Genomic DNA, 17020 nt, shown 5'->3' with positions numbered 1-17020 from the left:
ACCTCCTCTATTTGGGTTAGCTGTTTTTTTGCTCGTTGCTTAACTTCTTCAATTTTTCCGCTACGCCTTTATCTTCTTCAAGCAACTGGACCAGATCAGCGATGCGGTCGATGGAATTCCAGCTCAAATGATGCTCGATTCCTTCTACATCGCCGTAGATTTTATCTTCATCCACACCAATCAGCCGCAAAAATTGCTCAAGCAGGTCATGGCGCTGCAGCAAGCGCTTGCCGAGTTTCTGCCCCTTAGGCGTCAGCATCAGCCCCCGGTAGCGTTCGTAGATCAAGTAGCCGTCCTTATCGAGTTTTTGCACCATCTTCGTCACGGATGACGGCAACACCGATAGCGCCTCGGCGATATCCGAGACGCGCGCGTATCCTTTTTGCTCTATTAATGAATAAATGATTTCAATATGGTCTTCCATACTTGGAGTAGGCAAATTCCGTTCCTCCCTCGCGTCGCTATGTTCAGTTTACTATACTGCCGCCTTGTGAACAACTGAGCACAGGCGCTTGCTGCATGCTTTCCAAAGCGCCGAATAAAGGCAATTTTCCAACATTCATAAAAACGGCATGGAACGGATGGCGAAAGGTTTAGCGCATTTTCGCTCAGGGTAGTGATAGATATAACACAAAAGATAGATGAAACTGAAAGGCAGGTGGAGAACATGGGACGTATTCTTTGGATTATTTTGGTAGTAATTCTTGCGGTATGGGTGATCGGATTCTTATTAGACGTAGCAGGCGGACTTATTCACATTCTTTTGATCATCGCGGCAATCGTCTTGATCGTTAACTTAGTGACAGGCAGGAAAGGTGTTTAGATAAACACCGGACCCTAAAAAACCCCGGGAAAGCAGAGCGATCTGCCTTCCCGGGGTTTTTTTATGCTCTCACTTTCGCATAGACGCATGTATCGCGGATCTTGCCGTCATGTCTCGACAGGCTATCCTTGCGCAATATGCCTTCGAGTTCAAAGCCAAGACGCTCCGCTACTGCGCGGCTCCGGACATTGTCCGGGTCGCAGCGGATTTCGACGCGGTTCGCTTGCAACTCTTCGAACGCAAAACGCGTGATGCGCTCTACCGCTTCCGTTACATAGCCTTTTCCTTCAAAACGGCTGTCCACCCAATAGCCGATTTCGAATTTGCGCACTTCCCAGTCGATGCGGTGCAAGCCGCTCGAACCGATGAACTGCCCGCTGTTCTTATCGAAGAAATGCAACCGCAGGTCTTTGCGCAACATGAAATCTGTTTCTGCTTGAATCAAATTCGCCGTCATTTCCGCGAGATTCGGCTCGTGTTGCGCAAACGGCATCCACGGGCGCAATGCCTCCAATGAGTGGCGCACCGCTTCAAAACTAAGCACGGCATCTTCTCTTTTTGGCGCACGGATCACTAAACGCTCTGATTCAAATGTTTCTGGAAACTCCAGTAACAACGGATTGAAAGGGGGATCTGCCGGCGCTTTGACTGCGTCATCCCACATGACTGGCGTCGTTACGCCAGCTTCCCAGTCTTCGCGAGTCATACCGTAAGTTACCGCGTCGTGATAACGGTTTTGTTTCGGCGAAAACCACGCTTGGCGTAAATGCGCTTCCTTCACGAAACCAGTTCGTTCGAACGCTTTGCGCATCGCAAAATTATCGTGGCGCGTATGGCCTTCCAGGCGGATTTTCTTCTCCGGCAAGGAAAAGACGAAATCGGCGATCATGCGCAGCGCTTTCGGGCCATAGCCCTGCCCGCGGTAGGAATCGGCGATCCGCAAATCGAACAGCGGAATCTCATCCTGCAGGTCAAAGATTTTCACCAGGCCCACTTGTTCGCCTTCGTCGTTTTCAATCCAAAAGGTCTTGACCTGATCCGATTTATAGCCGCCTTCTACGATCGTCTTTTCGATCAAGGCGCGCACCGGGTGTTCGTGGCCATGATAAGGCCATGAGTTGGTCGTCATAAACTCGATCAATTTCTCGTGCTCTTCCATGGTCCATTCTGTTAACTTCAAATCGCAACCTCCAAACGCCTCTTACTTCTGGACTTTCACCAAGCGCAATGCATTCAAGATGACCAATAGCGTAGCTCCCATATCCGCAAAGATTGCGATCCATAACGTGAGCCAGCCTGGAATGATCAAGAGCAGAGCCAAGATTTTCAGTGCCAGTGCAAAGATGATATTTTCCTTTATTATACGCAAAGTTTTTCTGCTTAGTCGAATAGTATATGGAAGTTTCTCCAAATCATCCGCCATCAAGGCGATATCCGCTGTCTCGAGCGCTGCGTCCGTTCCGGCCCCGCCCATGGCTATGCCGATATCGGACGCCGCGAGTGCCGGTGCGTCGTTGATGCCGTCGCCGACCATCGCCACGCGTCCATATTTTGACTGCAGCTCCTTAACAGCTGCTAATTTATCTTCAGGCATCAATCCGGCACGGATATCCGTCACACCGATTTCCGCAGCAATGGCTTTAGCTGTTGCCGGGTGATCCCCTGTCAGCATGATCGTGCGACTGACACCGATCTCCTTCAAGCGCTCGATAATCGCCGGGCTTTCTTCTCGAATGGCGTCCGCAACGCCGATTACCCCGAATAAATGCTTGCTGGAAAATACCGCCATCGCGGATTTTCCGCTTTCCTGCAGGCGATAAGCGGCTGGCGGTGCATGGAACCCGTGCTCCTCAGCCCATTTTAAGCTGCCGACACGGATGCGCGTGCCGCCGATTTCTGCATGCACACCTTTACCGGTCAAGGACTGGAAACGTTCGGATGGGTATAGTTCGGGCGCTTGTTTCGTGATGGCACGGGCGAGCGGATGCTGTGATAAGGCTTCGACGGACGCCGCGAGCTTAACCACTTCCTCAGGCGTATAACCTTCTTCCGGCAACACATCGGTCATTTCCGGATAACCTTTCGTCAAGGTGCCGGTTTTGTCGAACGCGATAGCCTGTAGGCGCCCTGTTTCTTCTAAATGGATACCGCCTTTAATAAGTACACCCTGTCTTGCCGCATTGCCAATTGCCGTGACAATCGCGACAGGCGTCGATACCACGAGCGCGCATGGGCAGCCGACAACGAGCACGGCCAGGCCTTGGTACACCCACAGCTCCCAATTTCCCGTAACAAATCCCGGAACGAGCGCAACCAAAAATGCGACAGCAATAATTGCCGGCGTGTAATATTTCGCGAAACGGTCGACAAATTGCTGCGATGGCGCTTTTTCCGCCTGCGCTTCTTCCACCAGATGGATAATTTTTGCGATGGTCGTATCTTCCACACGTTTTGTGACGGTTACTTCCAATGCGCCTTCTTCATTCATCGTGCCGGCAAACACTTCATCTCCCGGCTGTTTGGTGGCAGGGATCGATTCACCGGTGATCGCCGCCTGGTTGACAGCCGATTCACCGCGCAACACTGTGCCATCCATGGCGATTTTTTGACCGGGCTTGACGATCAATACATCGCCGATACGGATGTCTTCCGTTTCCAATTCAATCAATTCGCCATCGCGTTGGATCAATGCCCGTGATGGAGCAAGGTCCATGAGCGAACGGATCGATTGGCGCGCTTTGTTCATCGAGAACGATTCCAGCGCTTCGCTGATGGCGAATAAGAACACGACGACTGCACCTTCCCGCCACTCGCCGATGATCACAGCGCCGATAATCGCGATGGTCATCAATGTTTTCATATCGAACTCCAAGCGACTGAGATTTTTCGCTCCAGTGGAAAACATTCGATAGCCGCCGATCAGCATCGATGCGCCGAATAAGCCGATTGACCATGGATGCGCCTCGCCAAGCTGGAATGAAGCGATGATGCCGGCGATGAGAAAGACGAACGAAATGGCCGTTTCGACCGTCTGGCGTCGTTTATAAAATGGCACATGGGCCACGCGTTGTTTTTCCGGATAGACGCGGATATGGTCGAAGGCGCCCGCTTTTTCCAATTCTTCGATCGACACATTGCCATCGACCCGCAGTTTGGATGCGCCGAAGTTCAGTTCAACGTGTTTCGTTGCCGGCAGATTGCGGATATTCTGTTCGAATTTCGCAGCACAGCTTGTACACGATAAATTTTCAAGACGATAGGTTTTGCTCAACTGAAACACCTTCTTTCGCATGTTCATTCGCGATGGTCACAAGCTGACGCACATGGTCATCCGCCAAGGAATAATAAATCTGCTTGCCTTTGCGTTCGGATTTCGCCAAATCCCGTTCGCGTAAATACCGCAAATGGTGGGATGCTGTCGCTGTCGATGAGCCGATCACTGCGGCAATGTCGCAGACGCACATTTCCGGCTCGATCGTCAGCGCATAAGCAATCTTCAAGCGCGTTTCATCTGCCAATGCTTTGAACAAAGCCGAAACGCCATCAAGCTCCACCATATGCTGCTGCACCCGATCGACCGCTTCGGGATGGACTTTTGTAATATCGCACATCTCTTTCATCCTGTTCACACCCTTCATTCAAACCTTCATTTGATTGATTTCAGTATACGTTGATTGACTCTAACAGTCAAACCGTTGTTTGAATGAAAAATGCAGCCTCCCGTTCGTAATTCAGTAAATGCTATACTAATAAAAATAACGACATCATAGAACAGGAGAGACGAATTATGTACCAACACGTATTGGTTGCCATCGATGGATCCGATCATTCAAAACGCGCCGCACGACATGCGATTCAACTCGTTAAAGGAACGCCTTTGGCACAAGTAACAATTATTTGTGCGGTCGATTACGGAAAATCCGAAAGGGAAAGTAATCGCGGGCTCACAAGCGAGCAAATAGCTACAGCTGCCCGCGAATATATGGCACCGTTCGAAGATATTTTTCGCCAAGCAGGTATACGTGTAAAAAGCGTCATTGTCCACGGGGCACCTGGTCCGGCCATCGTCTCCCACGCCAACGAACACCCATACGATATCGTCATCATCGGCAGCCGCGGCTTGAATCCCGTTCAGGAATTCGTGCTAGGCAGCGTTAGCCACAAAGTAGCCAAGCGCGTTAAAGTGCCGGTGTTGGTTATCAAATAAAGAAGAACTGCAATCAGCAGCGCTGTTCAACCCCACCCATTTTGTCAAGCTCGGGGCAAGTATCTGTTGTCATGCAGAAAAACAGAAATGGGGATCATGATGCATAAAGGAAAACGCAATTCCATCGCCGATGTCCCAGGCGTCAAAGTCGGCCATATCACACTCGACGAAAAGATCAATGATGAAGAGTCAGTCTGCACCGGCGTCACGGCGATCCTGCCGCATGCCGGCAACTGGTTCGAACGAAAAACGCCTGCTGCCTCGTTTGTATTGAATGGCTTCGGCAAAACCGCCGGACTCATCCAAGTCGATGAACTTGGCGTGATCGAATCCCCAATCATGCTGACGAATACTTTCAGCGTAGCAGCGGTGCTGCAAGGAACGATGGACTATATGCTTGCGGAAAATCCTGCCATCGGCGATTCGACCAGCTCGTTGAATGTGGTTGTCGGCGAATGCAATGACAGCTATTTGAATTCGATGCGGCGGATGGCGGTCGAACCTCTTCATGCTGCCGAGGCGATTCGCACAGCTTCCGCTGACTTTACGCAAGGGGCTGTCGGTGCCGGAAAAGGGATGATTTGCTATGGCGTCAAGGGCGGCATCGGCTCTTCTTCACGCACTGTGGAATACGGGGATGAACAGTTCACGGCCGGCGCATTCGTTTTGACCAATTTCGGGCGCAAAGAAGAAATCGCCATCGCCAATTGGCTGCCGGAAGGCGCACCGGAACAGCGCCCGGACGGATCTGTCATCATCGTAATCGCCACCGATGCACCGCTCGATAGCCGCCAGCTGAAACGGCTCGCCAAACGTGCGGCGATCGGGCTCGGCCGAACTGGCACGCATGTACATAACGGCTCAGGAGACATCATCATCGCCTTCTCCACCGCCTATACCATTCCCCACCAGCAGCAATCTCCTTTTACTGATTTGCGGGTATTGCGCGATGACCACGACGTGATGGCTTCGCTGTTCCAAGGGGTGATCGAATCAACGGAAGAAGCGGTCTATCAATCGCTGTTCCATGCCGAGACCACTGCCGGGCGCATGGGACGCGTCGTTGAAAAAGGCCAGTTCGAATAAAAACACAACACAAAAAACCGTCCCGCTATTTCAGCGGAACGGTTTTTTTACGTAGAAGCAATTGAATAGCCGACAGCAAACAGCACTAGGCCGGAAACAAGGGTCGCTGAAATATAAAAGATGCCCCGCTTCCAATGGCCGTCTTCAAAATCCTTCACACTGTCGAGCGCCATTGTCGAAAATGTCGTGAACGCGCCGAGAAACCCGAAGATTCCGGAAGCTGCCGGCACACCTGCCCCGAGGCATGCACCGATGATGAGCGAGCCGGCACTGTTGACGAACCAAGTCGCAAGCTTCGGCTGGCGCGCACGGTTTTCCACTGCCATATAACAGAGATAACGGGCAACGGCCCCGAGAAAGCCGAATATCGCGATGCTGATCATTTGGCCACCCCCTTGCGCCCCGCTAACAACCCCAAAGCCGCTGCAACAATTGATGCGGCCGTCATGCCAAGCGCATACATGATGCCTGTTAATAAGGACGATTCAAGCAGGCGGAACCAATCCGCTGAAAAGGCCGAAAAACTTGTGAACGAACCAATCAGGCCGGTCGAGACGAACAGCCGCGTTCCCGCCGAACGCTTCACCAACCGGGCCGCTGCGATGCCGATGATGAAGCTTCCGATAATGTTCACAAGCCATAAGCCCAGCCCAGCCCCGGCGAATTGAAACACAGCCGTGCGGAGAAGCGATCCGGCCATGCCGCCGAACCCTACAGCCAATATGTTTTTCATAAAATCCCCCGAATGTTTTTCTCCAGTATACCTTATTCAGGAATGAGCGTTAATTCGGCTCCTTCCATATCGCCTTCGATGCGGGTTTCATGAAACTCGCCTTGCGCCCATTTGTCGACTTGATTATGGAAAAAGTCGGACTTCACGTGGCCGCTCAGTCCTGGCCCCACAATGTGATAGGCTTTCGATAAATCGGCAAGGTCGGCCACAAAACGCCAAGATGCCCCGTGATCGACATCACCATCATCATTGAAGGCCGCTGCCTGAACGGTAATATTCGAGCCGCCCACTGGCACCTTGTCCGGATTCAAGAACTGTTCGAGAATTGGTGAGGCCCCCGCGACAGGATGCGGGAAGGTCAACTGATGGTATTCGCCCCATTCCCAGTCTTGCGGATCGCTGCCTTGTTCAGCTTCGATATCATCGAGAGCAAAATCGAGCGAATCAGCGAGCCATTTCCCTGTGCCGCCATATTCACGGACCCATGCGCCCTCGTCTCCTTCAAAAGCTTGGCGCAACATAGCGTCAGTGATATGGTTTTTGCCTGACAGCATATCGTAGACATCTTCAGGAAATTGTTCTTCGAATAAGGTGTCCGGCAATTGGCGCATCCATGTATGGAACACGAAAGGCGCTGCTTGCCCTGCACTGTCGACTTGGTCCCATTCCCGCAGCATCTTGAACAATTCTTCGTGTTCATCTGTCGTTTTTTCGACTTCCGCCATCATTCCTTCAAGAAATTCTGCAGCGTATAGATTTTTCTGGTCCATCTGCAAAGCCATCATGTCTTCCGCAGTCAGTTTATCGTTTTCATCGAGCACTTCCGCGATGCGCTCATAGCGATAAGGCTGCGCCCAGAAATCCGTGATATGGTACGGATAGCTATCATCTATGACTTGGTTATTAGCGGTCGCGATAAAGCCGGATTCCGGATTGACCGAACGCGGCAATTCATCGAACGGCACATAGCCATCCCAGCCATATTCAGCAGAATCACCCGGCACCGGCAATTGCCCATCGCCTTGTTTGCGGATCGGAATGCGCCCGTTCGCTTTGTACGCAATGGTGCCGTCAGTCGACGCGAATACGAAATTCTGTGCAGGCGCCTGGAAATCTTCCAAGGCCGTTTCGAATTGTTCCCAGTTCTCCGCTTTATTAAAATTCAACACGGCCTGCAGTTCGAGTGTCGGCTCAAGCGCTGTCCACTGCATAGAAAAAATAGCGGAAGACTCTTCTTCTTCATACAAGACCGGCGATACGATAGGCCCGTGGCGCGTGACGAGCACTTCGAAATCAACTGTCTCCCCATCCTTTACCTTTATCGGCTCTTCTAGCACCTCCGCTTGTTCCCATTGCCCTTCATAACGGAACTGTGTCGGATCGTCAGGGTTCGGCGTTTCGATATACAGATCCTGGACATCCGGCCCGACATTCGTCACCCCCCATGCAATCTGTTCGTTATGCCCGAGAATGATTCCCGGAATACCTGCGAAAATGACGCCGCTGACATTTTGTTCCGGCGACTCCAAATGCATCTGGTACCAAATGGATGGCGTGCTGAGCCCGAGATGCGGATCGTCTGCTAGTAGCGGCAGCCCGCTTTCCGTCTTATCGCCTGAAACGACCCAGTTATTGCTGCCGTTGAATTCTGGCGGAATGACTGATGGATCGAAAGCTCCTGCGACTACGACCGGCTGTTTTTTGTTCGCTGCCAAAATCGCCGGCGCCTCTTCCGGATAGCGTATGAACAATTCGCGCGCTTTATCTTCCGGGAATTCATTCAACGCCCAATGCCGAACAGCGAGCGAATTCCAATGGCCGCCAAGATCATAGGCCATGAATTTGCCGATTGCCAAAGAATCGACCGGCGTCCATGGTTCGGGTTCATAGCCAAGCAGCGCAAACTCATAGCTCAGGCGCCCTTCTTCTTTGGCTTCTTCGATATACGCGTTGACGCCTTCCGCATACCATTCGAGCACTTGCTTCGCTTCGTCCCCGTAGCCCTCCCAAGATGCTTCTCCGGCACGGCGCAAGCTGAAGGTGCGGAAGTGTTTATCGGTATCAATGGCTGCTTCGCCGATTACTTCAGCCAAGCGTCCGCTCGCTTGCCGCCTTGATAAATCCATTTGGAATAAGCGGTCTTGCGCCTGCACATAGCCCTGCGCCCGGTACAAGTCTGCATCACTTTGTGCTTGGATATGCGGCACGCCGATATCATCCCGCACGACCGTCACGCGCTCTTCCAGCACCCCAACAGCCACCTCACCTTCAATAACCGGTTTCGACTTCGATATGTAAACGTTTGCAAAAATAACTGCAACGGCTGCCAATACGAGCAGCGACCCGAATGCAATCAATAGCCATTTCCCCCATTTTTTCTTTTTCATCATTGGATCCCCCTTTTTGCTTTTCATTCGACTGGCGCAGTGGAAAATCCTTCCTCAGCATCAAAAAAAGCCTGCCGCAGAGGCAAGCTTAGTTGACGAAATCTTCTTCTCCAAGTACCAGTTTCACTTTCGGCACTTGTTTCTTTTCAGTAAGGACATACAGCACATCCCCTTTTCTGAGACGCGTTGTTCCAGTTGGCATGACGAGCTTGCCGGAACGGATAATGGCACTGATCAAGGTCTGGTTCGGAAGGCCGATCGTCTGTACCAACTGGCCAGCAAAAGGCGATTTCTCCGATAGTTCGACTTCAAGCATTTCTGCATTGGCACGGTCCATCGACACCAATTCCAGGGAATGGATTCGCTTTGGAACCGGGCGCCCGTTCAATCCGAGTTTCTCGGCAAAAAACGCGATGGTCGAACCTTGCAGCAACGCAGACGTCAGCACGATGAACGAAACGATATTGAAAAACAGGATGCTGTTTTCCATGCCCGCGAGCATCGGGAACGTTGCCAGAACGATCGGCACCGCTCCACGCAGCCCTGCCCACGACATGAACAGCTTTTCTTTCACATCGTAATCGAAGAATGCCGTACTGATGAAGACGGCAATCGGGCGTGCTACAAAAATCAACACGAACGATAACACAAGCCCTTTCCAGATCAGTTCCCAGTCCGCCAATTGGCTCGGAAAGACGAGCAGGCCGAGAATGACGAACATGACGATCTGCATGAGCCAAGCGAATCCTTCATGGAAAGAGACGATGGAATAGCTATGCGTCAAATCGCGCGTCCCGATCACAAGCGCTGCCAAGTAAACCGCAAGCAGCCCGCTGCCTCCGAGGACGGCCGTAAAGCTATAGATGAAAATCGCAAAACCAGCGGCAAGCACCGCGTAAAGTCCAGATGCATCCAGCCGAATCCGGTTGATGGTCCATGACGCGAAAAATCCAAGTGCCAATCCCAGGACCAAGCCAAGCCCCATTTGAAGCAGGAAGCTGCCGAGCATCGTCCAGACCGATGAATCTGGGATCATGATTAATTGCACGAAAGCGATGGTCAAAAACATCGCCATCGGGTCGTTCGTTCCTGACTCCGCTTCGAGCGTTGAGGAGATTTTGGCTTTGATGTTTTGGCCTGCGAGAACGGAAAATACCGCTGCGGCATCCGTCGAACCGACGATGGAACCAAGCAGCAAAGCCTGCAGCCAAGTCAAATCAAAAACATAATACGCTGCGACAGCCACAATGCCTGTCGTGATCAAAACCCCAAGCGTCGCCAGGACGATCGAACCGCCAAGAACCGGGCGGATATGCTTCCACTGGGTTTGCAAACCGCCTTCGAAGAGGATAATAATGAGGGCAACAATTCCGACCATCTGGGCAATTTCTGCGTTGGAGAAGTAGATGAGGCCTGAAACATCACTGCCTAACACCATGCCGAGGAACATAAACAAAACGAGCGAGGGAACGCCGGCGCGAGCAGATACTTTCGTCATTAAAACGCCAGCAAGGAGGAAGATCCCGCCGATCAAGATTATACCGTCTACACTAAAGCTCTGTATATTGACCACCCACTCCGCAAATTACTTTGAATTCATTATACCATAATAATGGCCCTACTTAAAAAAGCGGCACTCCGTCTAAAGGAGTGCCGCTAGTTTAAATCAAGCCATTTCTTCGCCGACGATTTTTACTTCAAGCTCCAAATCGATGCCGAATTTTTCGAACACCGCTTTTTTCACCATTTCAATCGTTTGAATGTAGTCATTGGCGGTCGCGTTGTTTTTATTGACGATAAATCCGGCATGTTTTGTCGAAACTTCCGCACCACCGAATCCCTTGCCCTGCAAGCCGCTTTCCTGGATCAACTTGCCAGCAAAATTACCCGGCGGGCGTTTGAAGACACTTCCTGCAGAAGGAAATTCAAGCGGCTGCTTGCTTTCGCGCTGGAACGTCAATTCGTCCATTTTCGCGTCGATGAACCGCTGCTCGCCAATTTCAAGGCCAAACTCGGAAGCAAGGACATAAAACCCTTTTTTCGTGATGATACTTTTCCGGTAGCCGAGTTCCAACTCGTCTTTCGTCAAGACAAGCTTTTCCCCTTCTTTTGTCAAGACCGTCGCCTGGACGATAACATCTTGAATCTCGCCGCCATATGCGCCGGCATTCATCGCCATTGCGCCGCCGATCGAACCGGGGATGCCACAGGCGAATTCCAAGCCAGTCAATTGGCTGTCCGCTGCTGCGCGGGATACGGTCTTAATGTCGGCACCACCTTGTGCGATGACCGTTGTTCCATTAATCATGATGCCGTCGAGCTTTTTGAACGTCAGCACGATTCCACGGACGCCACCGTCGCGGACAACCATATTGGAGCCATTCCCAAGCATTAATAGCGGGATGTCATTATCATATGCGTATTTTACAGTATAAGCCACTTCATCTTCAGTTGTCGGTGCTACAAATATATCGGCCGGCCCGCCCATTTTAGTCAATGTATGCAAATGCAAAGGCTCGTCCATTTTGACATGATCTTCCGCCACAAAACGGCGCAAATCTGTCAACCAAGTTTCTTTCATCATTCCAAGCAAATCCCTTCTAAACTTTTCGCTCTTAATAGTATCCATTTTTCATCATGTTTTGACAAGTGATATCGCCTTGTTAAGGACTAAAGTCCAAATAAATTTTATCTTTAATTAAAACTATTTTAATTAAAACCTATTGACTTCGAGATATTAATTGATTATAGTAAGGCTAACACATACGAAATTGGAGGAATTACTCATGAAAAAATGGACAGTAGACCAAGCGCATTCAGAAATCGGATTTTCCGTGAAACACATGATGATCTCGAAAGTGAAAGGCTCTTTCGCTTCTTATGAAGCACAGGTGGAAGCAGATGAAAACAATCTGGAAAATGCATTGATCGATTTCAAAATCGATGTGACAAGCATTGACACCAATAACGAAGACCGCGACAACCATTTGCGCTCTGCAGATTTCTTTGACGCTGAACAGCATCCCTACATTACGTTCAACGCAACCGATATCCGCAAAAAAGACGATGACGAATACGAGCTTGAAGGTGATTTGACGATCAAAGGCGTGACCCGCCCAGCGAAGTTCGAAGCGGAATACGGCGGCAAAGCCACCAACCCTTGGGGCGTCGAAGTCGTTGCATACAACGTCAACGGCAAAATCAACCGCAAAGATTTCGGTTTGACATGGAACCAAGCGCTTGAAACAGGCGGCGTGCTTGTCGGCGAAGACATCAAATTGAACTTGGAAATCCAAGCGAACCCAGCATAAGCATAAAAAAAGAAGCAGCCGCCGCTGCTTCTTTTTTTCTACGTTTTATATGCCGCCTTCCAATTTCTTCAACGGTTTCACGGCAGGCCCTTCCAATACTTCCCCGGTATGCGAGAAGCGGGAACCATGACACGGGCAATCCCATGAAGTTTCGGCATCGTTCCATGCCACGTCACAGCCCATATGCGTACAGGTCGGTTTGACGAGATGCACTTGGCCGTATTCATCGCGGTAGCCGCCCGCTTTTTTGCCGTCCACTTTGACAAGGCCGCCCTGCCCTTTTTCCAGGTCGTCGATTGTCTTGGAGGCTTTTTTCAGTTTGCCGCTGACCAGTTCTTTCGCCACCGATGCATTGTCCTTCAAGAAGCTTGCCGCATCGGCCGTTTTCACTTTCGGCCGCGTCGGATCGAATAGCGCAGCGTATGGGTTGTCGCGCCCGACGATTTGGTCGGTCAAAATCCGCCCGGCAATGGCGCCGTTCGCCATCCCCCATTTATGGAATCCGGTCGCGACGAGAATATTTTCATATCCAGCGGTGATCGTACCGACATAAGGGATTTTATCCAAAGTCGTCATATCCTGGGATGACCAGCGATACGGAATTTCCTCTGCAGCAAAATAATCTTCACCGAACTTCGCCAAATTCTCGTAATGCTCCATCGTCTCGACTGAACTCTGGCCTGTGGCATGGCCATCGCCGCCAAGCAACAAGAGTTTTTCTCCGTCTTCACCTGGCGTAAAGCGGATAGAGCGGGATGGGCTGTCGGCACTGATGTACATGCCTTCAGGAATCTTGCCTTCGGTCCGGACAGCAATGGCATAAGAGCGGTTGACAGACAGTCTCGAGAAATACATGCCGTCAAAATCGTTGAACGGATAATGCGTGGCGACCACTACTTTGTCGCAGGACAAATGAGATAAGTTTTCCGTTTGGATCACTGGGTCTTTTTTGCTTAGGATTTTCATGGCGCGGCTTTGTTCATGAATGTCCACACCCATTTTCTCCAGTTCTTTTACGAGGCCGGTCAGGAATTTCACCGGATGGAATTGGGCCTGGTTGCGCATGACGAGCGCCTCCGTCACAGGAAATGGCAGTTCCGACTCCTTGCGCGCAAGCCCGCCATCGATGCCAAGCTGCTGGTACGCTTCCGCTTCTTTCTCCAATAACTTCACCGTGGAATCTTTTGTCGAATAGATAAATGCATCCTGATGCGAGAAATCGCAATCGATGTTCAACTCTTTTGCTGTTTCTTCAATGAATTTCAATCCGTCCATATTGGCTTCGTAATAAAGCTGCGCTTGTTTTTCCCCAACGAGCTTGATCAGCGGCGCGTAATACAGGCCGTGCTGAGCTGAAATTTTCGCAGTTGTATAGCCCGTGACGCCATCAATCAATTTACCGGCATCAAGAAGTGTCACTTTCTTTCCTTCCTTCGCCAATAGATACGCGGTGATGACACCGGCGATGCCAGCCCCTACTACTGCAACTTCCGTGGACTTATTGCCGGTAAATGCCGGGTAATCCGGCAATTCCTTGTACGCTCTCCAAAAAGACTCCTTCGATTCGGGAATACGGCTTTGCTGTTCACTTTGAGACATGCTGCCCCTCCTTTATTGAATGTTTTGCTTATTGACTGTCTACCCCTATGTGGAAATCATTAACCAACGAATGCACGAGGCATGCCTCGGACATTCGTTTGCGAGGCTTGAGCACAGCGAAAGTCGAGCAAATAAATGTTATAGAGGGCAGCTGAGTTCATTTATTTGCGACGCATCTGCCTCGCAGATGTGGGAGCAAACGAATGTCCGAGGCTTGAGCACAGCGAAAGTTGAGCAAATAAATGCATAAAAAAAAGTTGAATCGATCCATTTGATTGGAAAAGCTCAGTCCCGGCAATTTTAAGCAAAAAAAAAGACGGAATCGCCGAAGCGTTTCCGTCCTTCCAGTCATTATGCGTTTACTTTAGAAAGTGTATTAGCTGTTTCTTTTACGCGTTCCATGCCGTCTGCGATGATTTGCTCAGCACGGTCAGGATACATATTGTGTCCTTCAATGATGACTTCCTCGATATCTGTGATGCCGAAGAAGTTCATGATGGCACGGATGTAGTTAACGCTCATCTCACTAGGTGCCATTTCCGGTGTCGAGTAGACGCCGCCTCGTGCGTTCAAGATGATGACTTTCTTCTCTGGAACCAAGCCAACCGGGCCTTCTTCTGTGTACTTGAAGGTCATGCCTGCACGGTAGACATAGTCGATGAATGTTTGCAAGGCTGCAGGAATTGTTTTATTCCACAATGGGAATGCGAAAACGACTACATCAGCGTCCATGAATGCGTCCATCGCTTTGTTGGCTGCCGTCAAGATGCGCTGCTCTAGGTCAGTCAATTCTTCCGCTTGTGCGGATTTTTGCATGGCATCGAAGAAATCCTGTCCGAAATACGGCATGTCTTCTGCGAATACGTCAAATGTATTGACCTCTGCATCTGTCTTTAAGTTCTCCATGAATACTTCGTGCATTTTACTTGAAACGCCCTCAGAAGCCGGACGGTTATTGGCTTTTACGACTAAAATGTTTTCCACTTGTAAAACTCCTTTATACTATTAATATTATTCTTTAATTCGAGACTTTTTAATTATAAGTAATTCGAGATACAAAGTCAACGCGCTTGCTTGGCTTATTCGCCGTCGCAGGAATCTCCTGTGCAAAAGCTTGTTTTCGCTTTTCCAATCGGCTTCAATGCCGGGCGCAAACCTTCTTCTTCAGCGATTTGTTCTAATGCCTCAATGAACGCTTCAAGCGGCTGCGCGCCAGAAATTGCATACTTTCGGTTAACCACGAAAAACGGGACGCCTTGTACACCGATTTGCCCGGCCTCTTGGATGTCGCGCTCGACCTCGCCCTGGAATTGATCCGAATCGAGAACTTCCGCTGCCTGTTCGCGATCAAGCCCTGCTTTTTCAACAATCGACAGCAAGGTCTCCGCATTGCTGATATTATGCGCTTTTTCGAAGTAATGGTGCATCAATAGCTCGGTCAGTTGATGTTCCTCGCCTTGTGTGGCAGCCCATTTGACGAGTCGGTGCGCAGAAAAGGTATTAGCGTGGGGCATGTTCTCCACATCATAATGCAAATCAAACGCTTTTGCCTGTTGTGCAACCCCAGCTGTCATTTCTTTTGCCCGTTCGAGGCTTTGCCCCATCTTTTCCGCCAAGTGTTCGTAGGCAAATCTGCTGGAGTCCACTGGCGCTTGTGGATCCAATTCGTATGCTTTAAATGTGATCTCCGCTTGGCTCTCATAGCCTGAGCGTACGAGTGCTTGTTCCAATGTGCGCTTTCCTATATAACAGAATGGGCAAACGTAATCTGACCAAACTTCAATTTTCATAACTATTCACCTCGCCACTTACTATAGCAATGACATAGATACGCCACAATTTTTTTGCTTGAAAATAATTCCCAGCACAAAAAAACTGACTCCCATAGGGAATCAGCTTAAAGCTTCAGTAATGACCGGAACGATTTGTTTTTTTCTTGAGACAACGCCCGGCAAAATCACGCGGTTGTTGACGACGCTTGACTGAAAGGCAGATTCGATGATGTCTGCGCGGCGTCCAAGGACAATCGCTTCCGAGTTATTGTTCAGGATGTCCGTGACAGCGAAGACGAAAAGGTCCAAGCCTTTGGCGGTAACTGTGTTGCTGATCAATACTTCCAATTCCGCCTGGCGCTCCAGTACTTCCGCTACATCGATGGCGTTGACTTGCGCCACTTCAAAACGATGGTCGCCTGCTTCGAATTCCTTGGAATCGAGTGAAATCAAATCTTCCAGTGTTTTATTGCTTAAATCGGCGCCGGCTTTCAACAAGGCAAGACCGTACTCTTGTGAATCGACACCGGCGATCTCTGCCAGTTCTTTCGCTGCTTGAATGTCCTGATCGGTGCAGGTCGGGGATTTGAATAGCAATGAATCCGAAATGATGGCTGATAGCATCAACCCGGCAATATCAGCCGGCACTTCGACTGCATGTTCTTTATAAAGCTTCAATAAAATCGTCGCTGTGCATCCCACAGGTTCTGCGCGGAAATAAAGCGGATCGGTTGTTTCGAAATTAGCAATCCGGTGATGGTCGATTACTTCGATCACTTGGACTTCATCGATATCGTCGATGCTTTGCTGGCGCTCGTTGTGATCAACAAGAATGACTTGCTTCACTTCGTCTGAAGCGCGTTTCACCAAGCGGGGATTCGAGGCTTTGAAATGGTCGAGCGCAAAAAGCGTTTCATTGTTCGGTTCACCGAGGCGAATGGCTTCAGCGTCCATTCCGAGCTCTTTTTTCAGATGGGCATAAGCGATTGCCGAACAGATCGAATCGGTGTCCGGATTTTTATGACCTAGTACAAAAACATTTGACATGAATAATGGCCTCCTGGCTTGTGTAGTTTCTGAGATTATTCTATCACAAATTTCC

17 protein-coding genes are annotated in these 17020 nt (G+C 50.2%); 4 read left to right on the top strand and 13 right to left on the bottom strand.

The window, feature by feature from the left end; genetic code table 11:
- Positions 1-16 precede the first annotated feature (16 nt).
- Positions 17-439 (bottom strand): transcriptional regulator MntR, encoded by a 423-nt coding sequence (mntR, locus tag G3255_RS02665; RefSeq protein WP_058381815.1) that lies wholly within the window; start codon positions 437-439, stop codon positions 17-19.
- 228 nt (positions 440-667) lie between these two features.
- Between mntR and G3255_RS02660 the strand changes: the two genes are divergently transcribed.
- Complete coding sequence (locus tag G3255_RS02660) at positions 668-823, top strand: lmo0937 family membrane protein (protein ID WP_121300999.1); 156 nt, start codon at positions 668-670, stop codon at positions 821-823.
- Between the two features lie 61 nt (positions 824-884).
- Here the strand turns inward: G3255_RS02660 and G3255_RS02655 are convergent, their stop codons facing one another.
- From G3255_RS02655 to G3255_RS02645, 3 genes are read right to left on the bottom strand one after another with little or no spacing between them, the layout of a single operon-like run.
- Positions 885-2003 carry a GNAT family N-acetyltransferase gene (locus G3255_RS02655; protein ID WP_211653176.1) on the bottom strand — a complete coding sequence of 373 codons (1119 nt, stop codon included), beginning with the start codon at positions 2001-2003 and terminating at the stop codon, positions 885-887.
- Between the two features lie 21 nt (positions 2004-2024).
- On the bottom strand, positions 2025-4115 hold the full coding sequence (locus tag G3255_RS02650) for a heavy metal translocating P-type ATPase (RefSeq protein ID WP_211655733.1): 2091 nt from the start codon (positions 4113-4115) through the stop codon (positions 2025-2027).
- The gene (locus G3255_RS02645; protein WP_211653175.1) at positions 4072-4443 is read right to left on the bottom strand and encodes an ArsR/SmtB family transcription factor; all 372 of its coding nucleotides are present in this window, start codon (positions 4441-4443) and stop codon (positions 4072-4074) included. Before G3255_RS02645 ends, G3255_RS02650 begins: the two co-directional genes overlap by 44 nt.
- Before the next feature lie 167 nt (positions 4444-4610).
- Between G3255_RS02645 and G3255_RS02640 the strand changes: the two genes are divergently transcribed.
- On the top strand, positions 4611-5030 hold the full coding sequence (locus G3255_RS02640; RefSeq protein WP_211653174.1) for a universal stress protein: 420 nt from the start codon (positions 4611-4613) through the stop codon (positions 5028-5030).
- A 99-nt stretch (positions 5031-5129) separates the two neighbouring features.
- Positions 5130-6116 carry a P1 family peptidase gene (locus tag G3255_RS02635; RefSeq protein WP_211653173.1) on the top strand — a complete coding sequence of 329 codons (987 nt, stop codon included), beginning with the start codon at positions 5130-5132 and terminating at the stop codon, positions 6114-6116.
- 47 nt (positions 6117-6163) lie between these two features.
- Here the strand turns inward: G3255_RS02635 and G3255_RS02630 are convergent, their stop codons facing one another.
- The 5 genes from G3255_RS02630 to murB form a co-directional block, all read right to left on the bottom strand.
- On the bottom strand, positions 6164-6499 hold the full coding sequence (locus G3255_RS02630; RefSeq protein WP_211653172.1) for a fluoride efflux transporter FluC: 336 nt from the start codon (positions 6497-6499) through the stop codon (positions 6164-6166).
- Positions 6496-6849, bottom strand: a complete 354-nt coding sequence (locus G3255_RS02625; protein ID WP_211653171.1) for a fluoride efflux transporter FluC — start codon at positions 6847-6849, stop codon at positions 6496-6498. The genes G3255_RS02630 and G3255_RS02625 overlap by 4 nt, the downstream gene beginning before the upstream one ends.
- 32 nt (positions 6850-6881) lie before the next feature.
- Positions 6882-9239, bottom strand: coding sequence for a penicillin acylase family protein (locus G3255_RS02620; RefSeq protein ID WP_211653170.1), 2358 nt, complete (start codon positions 9237-9239; stop codon positions 6882-6884).
- Positions 9240-9324: 85 nt separating this feature from the next.
- A complete protein-coding gene (locus G3255_RS02615; protein ID WP_211655732.1) occupies positions 9325-10800 on the bottom strand; it encodes a potassium/proton antiporter in 1476 nt (491 codons plus the stop codon).
- Positions 10801-10902: 102 nt separating this feature from the next.
- A complete protein-coding gene (gene murB / locus G3255_RS02610; protein WP_211653169.1) occupies positions 10903-11820 on the bottom strand; it encodes a UDP-N-acetylmuramate dehydrogenase in 918 nt (305 codons plus the stop codon).
- 202 nt (positions 11821-12022) lie between these two features.
- On the opposite strand from murB, the gene G3255_RS02605 reads away from it, so the two are divergent.
- Positions 12023-12547, top strand: a complete 525-nt coding sequence (locus tag G3255_RS02605) for a YceI family protein (RefSeq protein ID WP_058381824.1) — start codon at positions 12023-12025, stop codon at positions 12545-12547.
- 45 nt (positions 12548-12592) lie between these two features.
- On the opposite strand, the gene G3255_RS02600 is transcribed toward G3255_RS02605, so the two are convergent.
- The 4 genes from G3255_RS02600 to G3255_RS02585 form a co-directional block, all read right to left on the bottom strand.
- A complete protein-coding gene (locus G3255_RS02600; protein ID WP_211653168.1) occupies positions 12593-14146 on the bottom strand; it encodes an FAD-dependent oxidoreductase in 1554 nt (517 codons plus the stop codon).
- 351 nt (positions 14147-14497) lie between these two features.
- Positions 14498-15130: an FMN-dependent NADH-azoreductase gene (locus tag G3255_RS02595; protein ID WP_058381826.1), complete on the bottom strand. Its 633-nt coding sequence runs from the start codon at positions 15128-15130 to the stop codon at positions 14498-14500.
- A 95-nt stretch (positions 15131-15225) separates the two neighbouring features.
- Positions 15226-15936 carry a DsbA family oxidoreductase gene (locus tag G3255_RS02590; protein ID WP_211653167.1) on the bottom strand — a complete coding sequence of 237 codons (711 nt, stop codon included), beginning with the start codon at positions 15934-15936 and terminating at the stop codon, positions 15226-15228.
- Between the two features lie 102 nt (positions 15937-16038).
- Complete coding sequence (locus tag G3255_RS02585) at positions 16039-16965, bottom strand: manganese-dependent inorganic pyrophosphatase (protein ID WP_211653166.1); 927 nt, start codon at positions 16963-16965, stop codon at positions 16039-16041.
- Between the last annotated feature and the right edge of the window lie 55 nt (positions 16966-17020).

Origin of the sequence: Planococcus sp. MSAK28401, assembly GCF_018283455.1 — a bacterium.
Classification (GTDB): Bacteria; Bacillota; Bacilli; order Bacillales_A; family Planococcaceae; genus Planococcus; species Planococcus alpniumensis.
The sequence above is the reverse complement of the archived record's forward strand: the minus strand, read 5'-3'. Positions and strand labels throughout refer to the sequence as shown.